Origin of the sequence: Streptomyces noursei, from assembly GCF_016917755.1 — a bacterium.
Taxonomy (GTDB): domain Bacteria; phylum Actinomycetota; class Actinomycetes; order Streptomycetales; family Streptomycetaceae; genus Streptomyces; species Streptomyces yunnanensis.
In genome coordinates this window covers 4,181,663-4,199,618 of the sequence record NZ_CP070326.1, presented here as the reverse complement: position 1 = coordinate 4,199,618, position 17,956 = coordinate 4,181,663, and the positions used below count along the sequence as shown (strand labels likewise).

Annotated in this window: 11 protein-coding genes; 5 read left to right on the top strand and 6 right to left on the bottom strand. The window is 72.6% G+C overall.

Annotation, left to right across the window (positions count from 1 at the left end):
- Positions 1–349 precede the first annotated feature (349 nt).
- The gene (locus JNO44_RS18460) at positions 350–5,311 is read left to right on the top strand and encodes an NAD-glutamate dehydrogenase (RefSeq protein ID WP_205365319.1); all 4,962 of its coding nucleotides are present in this window, start codon (positions 350–352) and stop codon (positions 5,309–5,311) included.
- Positions 5,312–5,608: 297 nt separating this feature from the next.
- Here the strand turns inward: JNO44_RS18460 and JNO44_RS18455 are convergent, their stop codons facing one another.
- Together JNO44_RS18455 and JNO44_RS18450 are read right to left on the bottom strand one after the other, a co-directional pair.
- Entirely contained in the window at positions 5,609–6,412 is an 804-nt protein-coding gene (locus tag JNO44_RS18455; protein WP_205370038.1) for an ABC transporter ATP-binding protein, read from the bottom strand.
- Positions 6,413–6,416: 4 nt separating this feature from the next.
- Positions 6,417–7,358 (bottom strand): ABC transporter permease, encoded by a 942-nt coding sequence (locus JNO44_RS18450; RefSeq protein WP_102924205.1) that lies wholly within the window; start codon positions 7,356–7,358, stop codon positions 6,417–6,419.
- Positions 7,359–7,513: 155 nt separating this feature from the next.
- Here JNO44_RS18450 and JNO44_RS18445 point away from each other — a divergent pair, with 155 nt between their 5' ends.
- The 3 genes from JNO44_RS18445 to JNO44_RS18435 all read left to right on the top strand — a co-directional run bounded on the left by JNO44_RS18445 (position 7,514) and on the right by JNO44_RS18435 (position 9,404).
- Positions 7,514–8,149 carry a TetR/AcrR family transcriptional regulator gene (locus JNO44_RS18445; protein WP_039635937.1) on the top strand — a complete coding sequence of 212 codons (636 nt, stop codon included), beginning with the start codon at positions 7,514–7,516 and terminating at the stop codon, positions 8,147–8,149.
- 143 nt (positions 8,150–8,292) lie between these two features.
- A complete protein-coding gene (locus JNO44_RS18440) occupies positions 8,293–8,811 on the top strand; it encodes a helix-turn-helix domain-containing protein (protein ID WP_205360206.1) in 519 nt (172 codons plus the stop codon).
- A complete protein-coding gene (locus JNO44_RS18435; RefSeq protein ID WP_205360203.1) occupies positions 8,775–9,404 on the top strand; it encodes a transposase in 630 nt (209 codons plus the stop codon). Before JNO44_RS18440 ends, JNO44_RS18435 begins: the two co-directional genes overlap by 37 nt.
- Here the strand turns inward: JNO44_RS18435 and JNO44_RS18430 are convergent.
- A complete protein-coding gene (locus JNO44_RS18430; protein WP_240167581.1) occupies positions 9,401–11,098 on the bottom strand; it encodes a serine/threonine-protein kinase in 1,698 nt (565 codons plus the stop codon). The genes JNO44_RS18435 and JNO44_RS18430 overlap by 4 nt on opposite strands.
- A 346-nt stretch (positions 11,099–11,444) precedes the next feature.
- Here JNO44_RS18430 and JNO44_RS18425 point away from each other — a divergent pair, with 346 nt between their 5' ends.
- Complete coding sequence (locus JNO44_RS18425) at positions 11,445–13,625, top strand: PIG-L family deacetylase (RefSeq protein ID WP_205365318.1); 2,181 nt, start codon at positions 11,445–11,447, stop codon at positions 13,623–13,625.
- A gap of 36 nt (positions 13,626–13,661) precedes the next feature.
- Here the strand turns inward: JNO44_RS18425 and JNO44_RS18420 are convergent, their stop codons facing one another.
- From JNO44_RS18420 to JNO44_RS18410, 3 genes are all read right to left on the bottom strand, one after another.
- A complete protein-coding gene (locus JNO44_RS18420) occupies positions 13,662–14,111 on the bottom strand; it encodes a GtrA family protein (protein WP_205365317.1) in 450 nt (149 codons plus the stop codon).
- Entirely contained in the window at positions 14,111–15,103 is a 993-nt protein-coding gene (locus JNO44_RS18415; RefSeq protein WP_205365316.1) for a glycosyltransferase family 2 protein, read from the bottom strand. The genes JNO44_RS18420 and JNO44_RS18415 overlap by 1 nt, the downstream gene beginning before the upstream one ends.
- Before the next feature lie 73 nt (positions 15,104–15,176).
- On the bottom strand, positions 15,177–17,855 hold the full coding sequence (locus tag JNO44_RS18410; protein WP_205365315.1) for a YfhO family protein: 2,679 nt from the start codon (positions 17,853–17,855) through the stop codon (positions 15,177–15,179).
- Positions 17,856–17,956: the final 101 nt, after the last annotated feature.

Below are 17,956 nucleotides of genomic sequence, written 5' to 3'. Positions count from 1 at the left end.
TCCAGAAGGGCCAAGTTAAGGGTGTGGTTTTACGTGCACGGCGCATAACGGGGCACTTGCCGGGAGAGATAGCCTTGCACCGTGATCAGCGCGATAGCCCGCGGGGGTGGCAAGGCCCCCGCCGTGCGCCCGGGACACCACCGTGACCGGGCGAGCGCTGACCGTTGCGGCCGCCAATCCATGTCGACGTCATCACAACTCGTCGACAACGGCACGGCCTCCCCCCATCGCGGCATAGCGTCGACAGCGACAGGACACCTCGCGTCGCGGGGGCGTTGTGCGGCTTCAGCAGCCCTTCCCACCTTTTTCCACAACGTCACGCAACGGCGCGCGACAGGAGCCAGAGGACATGCAGACCAAGCTGGACGAAGCCAAAAACGAGCTGCTCGCGAGGGCCGCCCGGGTAGGTGAGAGCAGCCCGGCCGGGGGGAAGTCCCCGGTCCGCGGACTGGACCCGGACACCCTTGCGGGATACCTCCAGCGCTACTACCTGCACACCGCCCCCGAGGACCTCGCCGACCGCGACCCGGTCGATGTCTTCGGTGCCGCACTCTCCCACTTCCGCCTCGCCGAGCACCGGCCCCAGGGCACCGCGAATGTGCGGGTGCACACCCCGACCGTCGAGGAGAACGGCTGGATGTGCAGCCACTCCGTGGTCGAGGTGGTCACCGACGACATGCCCTTCCTGGTCGACTCGGTCACCAACGAGCTCTCGCGGCAGGGGCGCGGCATCCATGTCGTGATCCACCCGCAGGTCACCGTCCGCCGGGACGTCACCGGCAAGCTGATCGAGATCCTCGGCGCCAACGGCGACGGGCGCGGCGCCAACGGCGGCGGCAAGGCCGCCGAGCTGCCGCACGACGCGGTCACCGAGTCCTGGATCCACGTCGAGACCGACCGGGAGACCGACAAGGAGGACCTCAAGCAGATCACGGCGGATCTGCTGCGGGTGCTCTCCGACGTCCGCGAGGCCGTCGAGGACTGGGACAAGATGCGCTCCGCCGCGCTGCGGATCGCCGAGGAGCTGCCCACCGAGCCGATCGCCGACGACATCCGCGAGGAGGATGTCGAGGAGGCCCGGGAGCTGCTGCGCTGGCTCTCCGACGACCACTTCACCTTCCTCGGCTACCGCGAGTACGAGCTCGCCTCCGCGCCCTGCGAGGACGGCTCCGAGGAGGACGTCCTCACCGCGATCCCCGGCACCGGCCTGGGCATCCTGCGCTCCGACCCCGCGCACCGCGAGAGCGACGCCGGCCACCCCGTCTCGCCGTCCTTCAACCGGCTGCCCGCGGACGCCCGCGCCAAGGCCCGCGAGCACAAGCTGCTGATCCTGACCAAGGCCAACAGCCGCGCCACCGTCCACCGGCCCTCCTACCTCGACTACGTCGGCGTGAAGAAGTTCGACAAGGAGGGCAACGTCATCGGGGAGCGGCGCTTCCTGGGCCTGTTCTCCTCGGCCGCGTACACCGAGTCCGTCCGCCGGGTGCCGGTGATCCGCCGCAAGGTTGCCGAGGTCCTGGAGGGCGCCGGCTTCAGCCCGAACAGCCACGACGGCCGCGACCTGCTCCAGATCCTGGAGACCTACCCCCGCGACGAGCTGTTCCAGACCCCGCCCGACCAGCTGCGGTCCATCGCGACCAGCGTGCTCTACCTCCAAGAGCGCCGCCGCCTGCGGCTCTACCTCCGCCAGGACGAGTACGGCCGCTACTACTCCGCCCTCGTCTACCTCCCGCGGGACCGCTACACCACCGCCGTCCGGCTGCGGCTGATCGACATCCTCAAGGAGGAACTGGGCGGCACCAGCGTCGACTTCACCGCCTGGAACACCGAATCGGTGCTCTCCCGGCTGCACTTCCTCATCCGCGTCGAGCCCGGCACCGCGCTGTCCGAGCTCACCGACACGGACGTGGACCGCATCGAGAGCCGGCTGGTGGAGGCCGCCCGCTCCTGGGCCGACGGCTTCGCCGAGGCGCTGACCGCCGAGGTCGGCGAGGAGCGCGCCGCCGAGCTGCTGCGCCGCTACGCCCACGCCTTCCCCGAGGGCTACAAGGCCGAGAACAACCCGCGCGCCGCGGTCGCCGACCTCCAGCACCTGGAGAAGCTCACCGAGGAGCCGGGCCACGACTTCGCGGTCAGCCTCTACGAGCCGGTCAACGCCGGCCCCGGTGAGCGCCGCTTCAAGATCTACCGCCGGGGCGAGCCGGTCTCCCTGTCGAAGGTGCTGCCCGGCCTCAACCGCCTGGGCGTCGAGGTGATCGACGAGCGCCCGCACGAGCTGCGCTGCGCGGACTCCGCGCTCGCCTGGATCTACGACTTCGGTCTGCGGATGCCCGCGTACGTCTCGGGCGACGACGCCCGCGAGCGCTTCCAGGAGGCGTTCACCGCGGTGTGGACGGGCGCCGCCGAGAGCGACGACTTCAACCAGCTGGTGCTGCGGGCCGGCCTCGACTGGCGGCAGGCGATGGTGCTCCGCGCCTACGCCAAGTACCTGCGGCAGGCCGGCTCGACCTTCAGCCAGACGTACATGGAGGACACCCTCTCCAACAACGTCCACACCACCCGGCTGCTGGTCTCGCTCTTCGAGGCGCGGATGTCCCCGGAGCGGCAGAGCGCCGGCACCGAGCTGATCGACGGGCTGATGGAGGAGCTGGACGGCGCCCTGGACCAGGTCGCCTCCCTCGACGAGGACCGCATCCTGCGCTCCTTCCTCACCGTCATCAAGGCGACCCTGCGCACCAACCACTACCAGCGCGACAGCACGGGCCGGCCGCACTCCTACCTGTCCATGAAGCTGGACCCGCAGGCCATCCCCGATCTGCCGGCGCCCCGCCCGGCCTACGAGATCTGGGTGTACTCGCCCCGCGTCGAGGGCGTCCACCTGCGGTTCGGCAAGGTGGCGCGCGGTGGTCTGCGCTGGTCGGACCGGCGGGAGGACTTCCGCACCGAGATCCTCGGCCTGGTCAAGGCGCAGATGGTCAAGAACACCGTCATCGTGCCGGTCGGCGCCAAGGGCGGCTTCGTCGGCAAGCAGCTGCCGGATCCGTCGCTGGACCGCGACGCGTGGCTGGCCGAGGGCATCGCCTGCTACAAGACCTTCATCTCGGGTCTGCTGGACATCACCGACAACCTCGTCGCCGGCGAGGTCGTGCCGCCCAAGGGCGTCGTCCGGCACGACGAGGACGACACCTACCTGGTGGTCGCCGCCGACAAGGGCACCGCGACGTTCTCCGACATCGCCAACGAGGTCGCCGAGTCCTACGGCTTCTGGCTGGGCGACGCGTTCGCCTCCGGCGGCAGCGCCGGCTACGACCACAAGGGCATGGGCATCACCGCCCGCGGCGCCTGGGAGTCGGTCAAGCGGCACTTCCGCGAGCTGGGCCACGACACCCAGACCGAGGACTTCACCGTCGTCGGCGTCGGCGACATGTCCGGTGACGTCTTCGGCAACGGCATGCTGCTCAGCGAGCACATCCGGCTGGTCGCCGCCTTCGACCACCGGCACATCTTCCTCGACCCCAAGCCGGACGCGGCGACCTCGTACGCCGAGCGCCGCCGGCTGTTCGAGCTGCCGCGCTCCTCGTGGGCGGACTACAACACCGAACTGCTCTCGCAGGGCGGCGGCATCCACCCGCGGTCGGCGAAGTCCATCCCGATCAACGCCCAGGTGCGGGCCGCGCTCGGCATCGAGGCCGGCGTGAAGAAGATGACGCCGGCCGACCTGATGCAGACCATCCTCAAGGCCCCGGTGGACCTGCTGTGGAACGGCGGCATCGGCACGTACGTGAAGGCGTCGACGGAGTCGCACGCCGACGTCGGCGACAAGTCCAACGACGCGATCCGGGTCAACGGCGAGGACCTGCGGGTCAAGGTCGTCGGCGAGGGCGGCAACCTCGGCCTGACCCAGCTGGGCCGGATCGAGTTCGCCTCGGCAGGCGGGAAGATCAACACCGACGCGATCGACAACAGCGCCGGTGTGGACACCTCCGACCACGAGGTCAACATCAAGATCCTGCTCAACTCCGTCGTCGCCAACGGCGACATGACGGTCAAGCAGCGCAACAAGCTGCTGGCGCAGATGACCGACGAGGTCGGCTCGCTGGTGCTGCGCAACAACTACGCACAGAACACCGCGCTGGCGCTGGCCCTCGCCCAGTCCTCCAGCATGCTCCACGCCCAGCAGCGCTTCATGCGCCGCCTGGTGCGCGACGGCCACCTGGACCGGGCGCTGGAGTTCCTGCCCACCGACCGGCAGATCCGGGAGCGGCTGAGCGCCGGGCGCGGCCTGACCCAGCCGGAGACCGCGGTCCTGCTCGCCTACACCAAGATCACGGTGGCCGACGAGCTGATCCAGACGGCACTGCCGGACGACCCCTACCTCCAGCACCTGCTGCACGCCTACTTCCCGACCGCGCTGCGGGAGAAGTTCACCGAGCAGGTCGACGGGCACGCGCTGCGTCGCGAGATCGTCACCACGGTGATGGTCAACGACACCGTCAACACCGGCGGTACGAGCTTCCTGCACCGGATGCGGGAGGAGACCGGGGCGTCGCTGGAGGAGGTCGTCCGGGCGCACACCGCGGCCCGCGCGATCTTCCGGCTCAACCAGGTCTGGGACGACGTCGAGGCGCTGGACAACACCGTCGGGGCCGACGTCCAGACCCGGATCCGGCTGCACTCGCGCCGGCTGGTCGAGCGCGGCACCCGCTGGCTGCTCAACAACCGCCGCCAGCCGCTGGAGCTGTCCGGGACGATCGACTTCTTCTCGGAGCGGGTGGCGCAGGTCTGGGCGGAGCTGCCCAAGTTGCTCCAGGGCAGCGACCTGGAGTGGTACCAGACGATCCTGGAGGAGCTGACCGACGCCGGGGTGCCCGAGCCGCTGGCCGTCCAGGTGTCCGGCTTCTCCTCGGTCTTCCCGACGCTGGACATCGTCGCCATCGCGGACCGGACCGGCAAGGAGCCGCTGGCCGTCGCCGAGGTGTACTACGACCTGGGCGACCGGCTGCGGATCAACCAGCTCCTGGACCGCATCCTGGAGCTGCCGCGGAACGACCGCTGGCAGTCGATGGCCCGCGCCTCGATCCGCGAGGACCTCTTCGCCGCGCACGCCGCGCTCACCTCGGACGTGCTCGCGGTGGGCAACGGGTCCGCGACGCCGGAGGAGCGGTTCAAGGCGTGGGAGGAGGCCAACGTCGCGATCCTGACGCGGGCCCGGGCCACGCTGGAGGAGATCCACGGGTCCGAGGGGTTCGATCTGGCGAACCTTTCGGTGGCCATGCGGACGATGCGTACGTTGCTGCGTACGCATAGCTGAGCCGGGTGGGGCGGCGCCGTGCGGCGCCTGCCCCCCTTGTCCTCAAGCGCCGGACGGGCTGGTGATGCCCGTCCGGCGCTTGTGCGTGGTGTGCCGGTCCGGCGTGTCGCCGTGGGCCGTGGGGGGGCGGGTGGTGGGCCCGTGCGGGCCGGGGTATCGCTGCGCTCGTCCTCAAACGCCGGACGGGCTGGGATGTGCGGGCCGGGGAATTGCCGGGCCCGGAATGGGGGAGCGCCGGTCGGCTGGGCCGTCCGGCGCTCGTGCGTCCATGCGGGGGTGGGGAAGGGGGAGGGGCTGCTAGGCGTGGGTGAATTCCTCGTAGGCCGCGAGGACTTCGTCGGTGGGGCCGTCCATGCGGAGGACGCCCCTTTCGAGCCAGAGGACGCGGTCGCAGGTGTCGCGGATGGAGTTGTTGTTGTGGCTGACGAGGAAGACCGAGCCGGCCTCCTCGCGCAGTTCGCGGATGCGGGCCTCGGAGCGCTTCTGGAAGGCCCGGTCGCCGGTGGCCAGTGCCTCGTCGATCAGCAGCACGTCGTGGTCCTTGGCGGCGGCGATGGAGAACCGCAGTCGGGCCGCCATGCCGGAGGAGTAGGTGCGCATCGGCAGCGAGATGAAGTCGCCCTTCTCGTTGATGCCGGAGAAGTCGACGATGTCGTCGTAGCGGGCGCGGACCTGTTCGCGGCTCATGCCCATCGCCAGGCCGCCGAGGAGGACGTTCTTCTCGCCGGTGAGGTCGTTCATCAGGGCGGCGTTGACGCCCAGCAGCGAGGGCTGGCCGTGGGTGTAGACCTTGCCGCGCTCGGCGGGCAGCAGTCCGGCGACGGCCTTGAGGAGGGTCGACTTGCCGGAGCCGTTCGAGCCGATCAGGCCGATCGACTCGCCGCGGTAGGCGGTGAAGGAGACGCCCTTGACCGCGTGCACCTCGCGCACGCCCACCGAGGGGCGGCGCCGGACGATGCGGTTGAGCGCGGCGGTCGCGCTGCCCTTGCCGGCACCGGTGCCGTAGACCCGGTAGACGATGTGGAGATCGTCCGCGATCACGGTCGGGATGCGGGCCTCGTCCGCTGCCGTCGGGCGGGTGCCGCCCTGGTCTTCCGTCATGTGCTCAGCCACGTCCGTACCGCTCCTCGGCCTTCCAGAAGTACACATAGCCGACGACGCCCGCGAGCAGCGCCCAGCCGGCCGCGAACGCCCATACGTGCGGCGGGAGTTGGTGTCGGGTGAAGCTGTCGATCAGGGCGAAGCGCATCAGGTCGATGTAGACCGCGGCGGGGTTGCCGTTCAGCAGCACCACCACGATCTGCGGGAGGTGCTTGCCCTTGAGGATCACGCTGATGCTGAACATCACGCCGGACGCGTACATCCAGGTCCGCATGATGAAGGGCATCAGCTGCGCCAGGTCCGGGGTCCGCGCGCCGAGCCGTGCCATGACCATCGCCAGGCCGGTGTTGAAGACGAACTGGAGGGCCAGCGCCGGGACGACCAGCAGCCAGGACCAGGTCGGCAGCTGCCCGAAGGCCAGCAGGATGACCATCAGCACGCCCATGGAGTACAGCAGCTGCTGCAGCTGTGCCAGGCAGAACGAGATCGGCAGGCAGGCGCGCGGGAAGTGCAGGGCGCGCACCAGGCCGAGGTTGCCGGAGATCGCCCGGGTGCCGGCCATCACCGAGTTCTGCAGGAAGGTGAAGACGAAGACGCCGGTCACCAGGTACGGGATGTAGTCCGGGACGCCCTTCCGGGTGCCGATCAGCACACCGAAGATCAAGTAGTAGACGCCGGCGTTGAGCAGCGGGGTGATCACCTGCCACAGCTGGCCGAGCTTGGCGGTGGTGTACATCGCGGTGAGCCTGGCGGTGGCGAACGAGGTGATGAAGTGCCGTCGGTGCCACAGCTGGCGGGTGTACTCGGCCAGTGAGGGGCGGGCGCCGCTCACCGTGAGGCCGTGGCGTTCGGCCAGGGCGCTCAGCTCCGCGTCGGGCGCGGTGCCGGAGCCGGACGGTCGGACGGCGGCCGGTTCGGGGGCCGGGGGCGCGAGGGTCTGGGGCATGCGGCCATTCGCTTTCGTACGGAGGCTTCGGAGTGCGGTCGCGGGGACGGCAGGATCCGGACGACGACGGAACGGGTCCGTATCGTCGCGACGCCGAGACTAGAGCGAGGTCACGTCGAAACGCAACCGTAGCGTCGTGCCGCTAGGATCAAGGCATGGCAAAGAACGGCACCGAGAGCGAGAGAGGCCCGGCGGCATCCGGGGCGCGCCGGGCCCCGGCCGGCGCCGCCGTGCTGCGGGAGGACAAGACCGCCGCGATCCGCGCGGCGGTCTTCGAGGAGCTGGCCGCGGTCGGCTTCGCCCGGATGTCCATCGAGGGCATCGCCCGCCGGGCCGGGGTCGGCAAGACCGCCGTCTACCGGCGCTGGCGCTCCAAACTGCACCTGGTCCTGGACGTGGTCTCGGCGGTCGCCGCGGCGGGGCTGCCGGCCCCGGACACCGGGTCGCTCCGCGGCGATGTGCGGATGGTGCTGGAGGTCGCGGCCCGGGCGCTGGGACACCCGATGGCCTCGCAGATCATCCCGGACCTGCTCGCCGAGGCGGCGCGCAGCCCGGAGCTGGCCGAGGCGCTCAAGGCCGCCCTGCACGACAGCCAGGAGGGTGTCGCGGCGGCGGTGGTGGCGCGGGCGGTGGAGCGCGGCGAGCTGCCGGCGGACGTGGATCCCCGGCTGGCGCTCGACCTGCTGACCGGGCCGCTGTACTGGCGGCTGCTGGTGGTCCGCGACGAGGTGCCCGCGGGGTACCTCGACGCGCTCGCCGGGTCGGTGACGGCGGCGCTGGGCGCGGAGTAGGCGGAGTAGGCGGAGCGGACGGGGCGGACGGGGCGGGGTGGCTGGATCCCTTCCGGCCGCCCCGCCCCGTTTCAGGTGACTAAGCGGTCTTGGTGAAGTGTGGTGCTGTTTGGGTATGTGCCATACCAGGAGGGGGGTTTGGAATGGCAGGACCGTTGTGGGTGGAGCTCTCGTCGGAGGATGAGGCGGAGTTGGGGCGGCGGTTGAGGGCTCGGGACTTGCCGGTGAATGAGCGGGTGCGGTTGGAATGCGTGCGGCTGTCGGCCCAGGGCCGCAACGCTCCCGAGATCGCGTCCATTGTCGACCGGCATGTGGTCACCGTGCGCAAAGCTCTGCGCCGGTTCCTTGACGGAAGTTTCGAGGCCCTGGCCGACGCGCCCCGGTCGGGTCGGCCGCCACGGTGGACGCGCGAGGACCTGGACGCGCTGGAGGCGATGCTGGATACCGCGGCGGCTGAGGGGACCACGTGGACGCTGCCCGCTTTGGCGGAGTGGCTGCGCCGAGAGCGTGGGGTAAATGTCGATTCTTCCTGGCTGTCGGTGCTGCTGCACCGGGACGGTTTCCGCTGGAAACGTACCCGCGACAGTCTGCGGCACAAGGCCGGCCCGGCCCTCCAGGCCGCCGCGTGGGAGCGGCTGGAGGGCCTACGGCTGTACGGCTGAGGGCCGAAGCCGGTACCGAGGATCTGTACTACCTGGACGAGTCCGGGTTCTCTCCGACCCTGCCCACCGGTTTCACCTGGGCCCGCACCGGTGTCCGCGCTGTCGTCAAGCGGGAGGACACCAAGAACCGGCGGGTCAACGTCCTGGGAGCACTGAGCGAGAGCGGGCCAGGCCCCGAACTGGTGTGGAGGGCCGTCGACCACAAAATTGACGCTTCGATGGTTCTCGACTTCGTCTGCACGCACATCGCACGCCTGCCCAAAGGAACGGACAGTCTCACTGACCCGCCGCCTGGTTGGCGGCGGGTCAGACCGTGCACGATCGTCATGGACAACGCCCAGATCCACCACGCCAGACTCTTCAAGGGACGGCGTGAAGAACTGGAGGCCATCGGCGTCCACCTGTTCTACCTCCCACCGCGATCGCCGGAGCTGAACCTCATCGAGCGCATATGGCGCTCAGTGAAGTACCAGGACATGCCCGTCCGTGCCTACACCAGCACCACCGCACTACACACCGCCGTCGACCAGGCAATGACCCGACGGGCAACAGCACTGACACCAACCACAGAAGACTTGCTCAAGACCGCTTAGTCCTTCTTCCAGAGGGTCACCTTCGTCGCGAAGTCCGGCATGTTGCTCTCGTGGTTCGGGCTCATGCCGGTGATCTCGACCATCGCGAGGTTGCGGTCCGTGGTCTCCGTGCACAGCAGGGTGCCCACGTGGATCGTCTGCGCCTTGTCCAGCTCCTCGCGGCGCACCTGCTTCGGGAGGACGTCCGTGTGCGAGCCGTCCAGGCACGCCTGGGCGGTGCGGCCGGTGCTGCGGCCCATGGGGGTGCGGAACTCCAGCCCGATCCCGGACACCCCGTTGTAGGTGATCTCGTAGGGGGCTTCGTTGATCTGGGCGCCGGGGACGGCCTTGGGGACGTCCAGGTCGATGTAGTTGAAGTCCGCCGCCGCGGGGGCGCGCAGCGCGAACGGGCGGTCCTTGAAGACGACCTGGTAGCCGGCGTTCTGGTCGGCGGCGGGCGTCTGCTCGGCAGGGGGACTGGAGGTGTCGCCGCCCTTCTTGTGCCGGTCGGAGGACGGGGTGGTGGACGGGGAGGCGGTGGACCGGTGGTCGGGGGTGTCCGCGCCCGAGCTGCCGGCGCGCGCCACCGTCCAGGTGACGCCGACCACGGCGATCAGTGCCACCGCGCCGACCGCGGCCCGCAGCACGGGGCTGCGCCGCTTGCCGGCCGCGGGCGCGCCGGGGCCGACCGTGGGCATCGCGTGCGGGCCGTCCGGCGTCGGGGGCACCGGGCCGGTGGCGTCCTGCGTCGGGGCGGCGTGCGGGCCCGTGCCCCGGGTGGGGGTGGGGCCGGCGGGGCCCTGGGTCGGGGCGTAGCCGGGCGGCGGCGGGGCCGCGGCCGGCGGCGGCCCCGGCAGCTCCTTGGCGGCGCGCTCCCGGCGGGCGATCTCGGCGGCCACCGCGTCCGGCAGCCAGCCGTCGAAGTCCCGCGGCCCGCGCCCGGACGCCGCCCGGCACAGCTCCGCCAACTCGGCGGGTGTCGGCCGCAGTCGGGCGTCGGCGGACAGGCAGCGGTTCAGCAGCGGGCGCAGCGCGTCCGGGTAGCCGTCGAGGTCCGGGGCGACCTGCGCGGTGTTGGCGATCCGGGCGGCGACGGTGATCGCCGCGCCGTCCCCGTACGGGTGCCGGCCGGTGGCGGCGACCGCCGCGATCAGGCCCAGCGAGAAGACGTCGGCGGCGGGCGTGACCTGCGCGCCGTTCGCGTGCTCGGGGGACATGTACTGCGGGGTGCCGATGAAGCCGCCGCTGCGGGTGAGCTGGGTGGCGTCGGCGGCCCGGGCGATGCCGAAGTCGATGACGTAGGGGCCCTGCGGGCCGAGCAGCACGTTGCTGGGCTTGAGGTCGCGGTGGACGACCCCGGCGGCGTGCACCGAGCCCAGCGCGCCGGCCGCCGCGCCGATCAGCTGGAAGACCGCCGGCAGCGGCAGCGGGCCGTCCCGCAGTGCCTCGTCGAGCGGCAGGCCGGGGATGAACGCCGTGGCCAGCCAGGGGAGTTCGCCGCCGGTGTCGTGGTCGAGGACCGGCACGATGTGGTAGCCCTGCACCCGGCGGGCGGCCCTGACCTCCTGCTCGAAGCGGCTGCGGAAGTCCGGGTCCTGGCCGAACTCCCGGCGGATGACCTTCAGGGCGGCGGGCTGGTTGCCGCGGGTGCGGGTGAGGTACACCGACCCCATGCCGCCCTCGCCGAGCCGCGCCAGCAGCCGGTAGCCGGCCACCTCCCGCGGATCCTCGGCGCGCAGGGGTTTGAAGACGTCGTCGTGCGTGCTGATGTGGAGCCACCCCCCGATCGAGAACTACCGGGGGATGTTATCCGTACACCTGTCCGGCGGAATGACCAGGACGCCAACTCCGGGGCCGGCGCGGGCAGTCCGCCGGCCGGTTCGGCGGGGGCGCGGGGATGCGCGGCGGCCCGCCGGCGCCGCGCCCGTCGGTCGACTGACGGGCATTCACCCGAAAGGGTTGTCGTGCGGGGTGGGTGAGCCCCGGTGTCCGGTGCGCGGGGGCGCCGCCGCGGGCACCGCGGGCGCGCGGGATCGCCGGGGCCCGCAAATACTTGAGGATGTGCCCCGGTCAGGACCGCTCGTCTCCCGCCGCCGGTTGCTTCAGGCCACCGGCGGTGGCGTTCTCGCGGGCACCGCCGGCACCGGCGTCTGGGCCTGGCTGTCCCCGGACGGCACCCGCCCGGCCCCGCCGGCCCGTTCGCAGGAGTCCGTCGAGGAACCGGCCGAGCAGGTGTTCCTGCACGTCATCGCGCACCCCGACGACGGCCTGTTCTTCATGAACCCGGGCCTGGCACAGGCCATCCGCAGCGGCGCGCGGACCGTCACGGTGTGTCTGACGGGCGGTGAGTCCGACGGCCGGAACGCGCCCCGCAGCAGCACCCTGCACGACCATGTGGTGCCCGACCGGTCGGCCTTCGCCCGGGCCCGGGTCAACGGTCTGCTGGCCGCGCACGCCCAGATGGCCACCGGCGACGAGGAGAGCGTGTGGGACGCCGAGGCCCGCACCCTGCTGTCCGGCTTCCAGGTGGAGGTCCAGACGCTGCGCGCCGCCCCCCAGCACCAGCTGGTCTTCGTGGAGCTGGTGGAGGCCCGCGCGGTCTACCTGCCGCGCGCCACCAGCCTGCGCGGGCTCTGGCTCGGGGTGATCGACGCACTGCCCACGCTGCGCCCCGAGGGCAGCCCCGTCCAGCGGCAGTTCCGCTACACCCGCGACCAGGTCACCGACACCCTGGCCGAGGTCCTCGACTGGGTCCGGCCCACCGTCGTGCGCACCCTGGACCCCAACGCGGTGCACTCCGACAAGCCGCCGCTGCCCACCCGCGACCCGCGGCTGGCCGGGCTGCGCTACCTCGACCACCAGGACCACACCGCCTCCGCCCACTTCACCCAGGCGGCGCTTGCCCGCTACTGGCGACGCGGCGCCCCCGCCCCGACCCTCGTGGAGAACTACCTCGGCTACGAACTCGGCGTCCTGCCGAACGACCTCGACCTGTCCACCGCCCGCCGCAAGGCCGGCACGCTGAACATCTACGGCTGGGCCGACCACCGCCCTTGCGCCGATCCGGCCGGCTGCGGCGACCGCAAGGTCGGCGACACCGCCCTCAACGGCAGCCCGCGGAACTGGACCCGCAGCACCCGGCTGCGCGCCCCCGGCTCCAACGCCTGGGTGCGGCCGGCCCGGGACGGGCGGCTGACCGCCTTCGCGGTGCTCGGCGGGGCCGCGTACTGCTGGGCGGAGACGGCGCCGGGCAGCGGCCGGTTCGGCGCCCCGGCGCTCGTCGGCGGGGAGTCGCTGGAGAGTCAGATCCACGCGGTGCGCCACCCGGACGGCACGCTCCAGCTGTTCGCGTCCCGGACGGCCCTGCCGGGGCCGGACACCGAGCACCACCGCGAGCTGGTCACCGCGCGGCAGACCGGCACCGGTCGGGGCGGGGTGCCCGCCTTCGGGGACTGGGCGTCGCTGGGGTCCCCGGAACCGGACCCGGTCCGGTCGCTGGAGGTCGGCTACCCGGCCGCGGTGGCGGCGCCGGACGGCACCGTGCACGTCTTCGTCCGGACCTGGGACGGCGGGATCGGCCACCGCAGCGGGCCGGACGGTGCGCAGTGGTCGCCCTGGGACCGGCTGGAGGGGCCGGCCGGGGTCGGCACCCTCAGGGCGTCCCCGCAGGTCGTCGACGGGATCGACGCGTGTGTGGACACCGGGGGGCTGATCCATCTGGTGGCGCCCAGCGTCCGGACGGTGCAGCACTGGGTGTCCAAGCAGCCGGGGGAGAAGCCCCGGCCCGGCGCGGCCACCGGGCTGCCGGAGCCGGGCGGTCCGGTCAGCGTCGTCCCCCTGGCCGGCGGCGTGGTGCGGATCGCCTACCGACAGTCGATGACCGCCCGGGTGCTGATCGCCGAGCGGCGGCGGGCGCTCGGCACCTGGCGGGTCGCCGGGCAGTGCGAACGGGCCGGCGGCTACGGGCGGGTGGCGCTGGCGCCGGCCGGCCGCGGCGACCGGATGGTGCTGGCCGCCCGGGACGACGCCGGCGACGTCCGGGTGGCGATGGCGCAGGCCGCGCCCAAGCCCTGGCAGCGGTGCGCACTGGCGCACTCGGCGGCGGCCGGGGTGGCCCAGGACACGGCCGGGCGGGCGGTGCTGGTCGCCCTCGGCAACGACGGCCGGCTGTACGCGGCCCGGCAGCAAAAGGCCGGCCAGACCGCGCCGTTCCTGGCCTGGCGGGCCGCGGGCAGCCCCTAGCTACGGCCTGTCCGATGGGTCAGGTTCGGACAGACCCTAGGCCGGTCGGCCGGAGCGCACCGGCGGCGACTCGGGCTGGTCACAGGCGCCGTCCGGGCGGCGCGGTGGCCGCAGGATCCGCCGGGAGACGACGAAGGTGACCGGCAGCGCCAGCAGGGCCGCGGCCAGCGGCGCGGCCACGCTGTTCATCCCCAGCCAGCTCACCAGCGCCACCAGACCGGCGCTCTGCACCGCGTAGTTGGTGACCTGGGTCAGCGGGAAGAGCAGGAACTTCTTCCAGGTGGGGCGGGTGCGGTAGGTGAAGTAGGTGTTGAGGAAGAAGGAGCCGACCAGGCTGAGCACGAAGCCGGCCGTGTAGGCCGCGAAGTACGGCAGCAGTCGGTGCAGCGGCAGGTAACAGGCGTAGAACGTCGCGGTGTTGACGCCGCCGACCACCGTGAACCGGGCCACCTGTCCCCAGGGGACCGCCGCGGCCGGGCCGCGCATCAGGGGGACCGCGGGCCCACGGCGGCGGTCCCGGAGGGGGTGGGCGCGCGCACCGGGGCGGCCGCGGGCGTGGCGCCGTCGCTCTCCTTGACCAGGAAGTGCGGTCGGCGCTTGGTCTCGTAGTAGATCCGCCCGATGTACTCGCCGATCAGCCCGAGCATCACCATCTGCAGGCCGCCCAGCCCCACGATGATGGCCACCAGCGTCACATAGCCGGGCGCGGTGACCCCGCCGACGACGGCCACGCCGATGACCCACAGGGCGTAGAGGGTGGCGAGGGACGCCAGGCTCAGCCCGGTGTAGATGGCGGCGCGCAGCGGACGGCAGTTGAACGAGATCATCCCGTCGATGCCGTAGTTGACCAGCGAGCCGAAGCGCCACTTGGTCTCCCCGGCCTCCCGGGCGGCGTTGCGGTAGTCGAAGCTGACGGTGTCGAAGCCGATCCAGGAGAACAGCCCCTTGGAGAAGCGGTTGTACTCGGGCAGCGAGACCAGCGCGTCCACCGCCTTGCGGGACAGCAGCCGGAAGTCGCCCGCGCCGTCGACCAGTTCGACGTCGATCCAGGTGTTGACGGCGCGGTAGTACAGGCGGCTGAGGACGGTGCGCAGCCGCCGGTCGCCGTCCCGGCTGCGCCGGGCGATGACCTGGTCGTGGCCGAGCTGGTAGAGGTCGAGCATCTTCTCGATCAGCTCCGGCGGGTGCTGGAGGTCGGCGTCCATGATGATCACCGCGTCGCCGGTGGCGGTCCGCAGCCCGGCCAGCATCGCCGGCTCCTTGCCGAAGTTGCGGCTGAAGGAGAGGTAGCGGGTGGTGCCGCGGTGCTGGTGGGCCAGGGCGCGGAGCCGGGGCAGCGTCCCGTCGTGGCTGCCGTCGTCCACGTAGCACAGCTCGTACTCGACCGCGAGCGGGTCGAGCACCGCGCGCAGCTGTTCGTCGAAACGGCCTATGACGGCCTCTTCGTTGTAGCAGGGCACGACGATGGAGAGCTTCATGAGCGGGCCGTTTCGCCGGGGGTTCGCCGGGTTTCAGGGGGCGGTCGACGTGGCCGTCCCCTGAAAGGCAATTCTACGAATTTGGGCGAAATGCACTATTTGGGAAGGGGGGTGGAGTGGTGCGCCACCGGCCGCGGCGGACGCGCGCCGCACCGGCCACCGCGCCCACCACCAGCACCCCCGCCCCGCTCGTCGCCAGCCCCGCGGCCAGGCCCGGAGGGGTGTAGGCACAGCTCAGCCGGGTCGCCCCGCGCGCCAGCGGAACGGCCAGCAGCCCGCCGAACGCGCCGGGCGCCCGGTCCGGACCGCCGTCCACCGAACAGCCCCATCCGGGCACCGCCGGCAGGGCGAGCACCGCGGTCCCCGCGGCCCCCGGGCGCAGCGTCGCGGTCAGCTCGTGACCGCCCGCGGTGAGCCGGACCGGCCCCTCCAGGGCCCGCACCGCCGCGTCCAGCCGCCCCGGGGAGAGACAGCCGACGGCCCGCTCCGGCACGTACGGGCGGCCCTGCCCGGCGAACCACACCCGCACCACGCCGTCGGCCGGTACGGTGCCCAGCCGCCCCAGCGGATTGGCGGTGACGTCCCACCGGCCCACCGCCCGGGCGGTCCCGCCCGGCCCGCCGACCTCGCCCCCGAACCACGGCGCGTACCAGAGCGCCACGCTGCCGGGGGTGCACCGCGCGGTGAAGGCCGTCCCGGCATTCGGCGCGGCCAGCGCCCCGGCGTCCGCGGCGGGCAGCGGGCGGTCCGGCAGCAGCCAGCCGCCGGGCGCGCGCTCCGGGGCGGGGCCGGGGGCCGCGCCGGCGGCCGGCACCAGCCGCGGCACCTCGTAGACCCGGGCGCCCAGCACCCGCTCCTGGCGGGCGAAGACGGTGTCCGGGCCTCTGCCCGGGCCCGGCAGCGGCCCGCGGCGCACGGTCACCAGCGGCGCCGGCCGGTCGCGCACCACGGTGTACCGGCCGCGCGGCCCGCCCGCCGGCGGCATCGACTGCGCGCTGCTCACCCCCATCAGCGCCCGGCCCACCGGGTCCTCGAAGCTGAGCGTGTGCCGGCCCCGGATGTACCAGCCGGCGCCCAGACCGTGCAGCGCCCGGGCGGTCGCCACGGGCACATAGCTGCTGTAGTACGCGCCGCCCTCGCCGCCGAGCAGCAGCGGATCGTTGTTCGCGTACTCGTGCGGGCCCGGGTCGGTACGGGAGCGCGGCCAGTCGTCACGGGCGATCAGCCCCCGCCGGGTGGCCAGCGACCCCTCGGTCATCGTCAGCTTCGGCCGGAACCACGGGATCCCGTCCCGCACGGCCGCCACCGAGAACGCCGTGTACGCCGCGGTGAGCGTGGCGGCGCCGGCCAGCACCGCGGTGGCCGCCAGCCGCGCCCGCGGCCGCCCACCGAGGCGGGCCAGCGCCACCAGCGCCGCCAGGACCACCGCCCCGCCGCCCATCACCACGAGCCAGGTCGCGTCGCCCACCGCGCTCCGGTTCCGGCAGCAGCCCAACAGCACCGCGACCAGCGCCGCCCCCGCGGCCAGCTCGCGCGCCCGCGGGCGGTGCGCCAGCGCCAGCCACGCGATCATCACCAGCACCCCGCTGAGCACGAAAGCGGCCCGGTACGGGCTCCCGTTGGGCAGTGCCAGCCCGTGCCACAGCAGGATCGTCGGCTTCCACACGAACGAGGCGCCGATCCCCACCGCGAGCAGCGACCATCCGATCCGGACCCGCGCCGGCACCGCCCGGACGAACGGGAAGGCGGCCACCAGCAGCAGCGCCGGCACCCCGACGAAGACGTTGGGCGCCGGCACGTCGCCGTGCCCGCCGGGCAGCAACTGCGCCAGCTGGTCCAGCAGCGGCGGCCGGCCCCCGTACACCGCCGTGGGCGGCGGCTGGGCGACCCGGCTGGCCCGCAGCGACACCGTCAGCACCGGCGCGGCCAGCGCGACCCCGGCCGCCGTCATACCGGCCGCCCGGCCCACCACCCGCAGCCGCCCGCCATCGTCGGCGCCATCGTCGGCGTTTGTCGTCAGCCGCACCGCCAGCACCAGCCCCGTCGCCAGCGTGGCCATCGCCGCGGTGTAGAAGTTCCCGGCGAAGGCGACCGCCACCAGCAGCGTCCCGGTCACCCAGCGCACCCGCCGCAGGCACCAGTCCGCCGCGATCCCGAGCAGCGGCAGCGAGACCAGCCCCCACATCCACATCGGATCGGCGTACCCGTCGTTCAGCACCCAGGCGCACAGCCCGTACCCCACCGCCAGCAGCGCCCGCAGCACCCCCGGCCCGGGCCGCAGCCGCCCCAGCAGGACGGTCATCAGCGCCGCGCCCAGCCCGATGCTCAGCAGCGTCACCAGGAACACCGGCAGATCCACCAGGGCCCGCGGGAACACCCCCACCAGCAGTGAGAACGGGTTCATCAGATACGTGACGAAGTCCGCCAGGAACGGGACGCCGTACCCGCTGCCCCAGTTGAAGAACAGGTCCCCGTGGGCGCCGCCGTGCAGCAGGTCCCACAGTCGGGCGTGGAAGGGCACGAACTGGTTGCCCAGATCGTTCACCGAACGGGGCCGCGGCCCGAACGGATAGCTGCCGTGGACGGTCAGCGCCAGGCAGTACGCGCCCATGGACAGCAACGCCGCAAGCCCGGGCGCGGCCGGCCACCGCCGGATCCCGGCCGGGGTTGTGGCGCACGTCGCGCCGGGCGGCGTCCGGGCAACCTCCTGGGCCCGCACCCCCTCTTGCGGTGCGGAAGGTGTCGGGTTCACCGGCGCTCCTCCGAGGTCGGCGCGGTGCTCCGCGCGCAGACAGGCAGCGAACGATTTATATGGCTTGATGTCTTGATAGTCCGTTTTACCCCGGAGGGGGC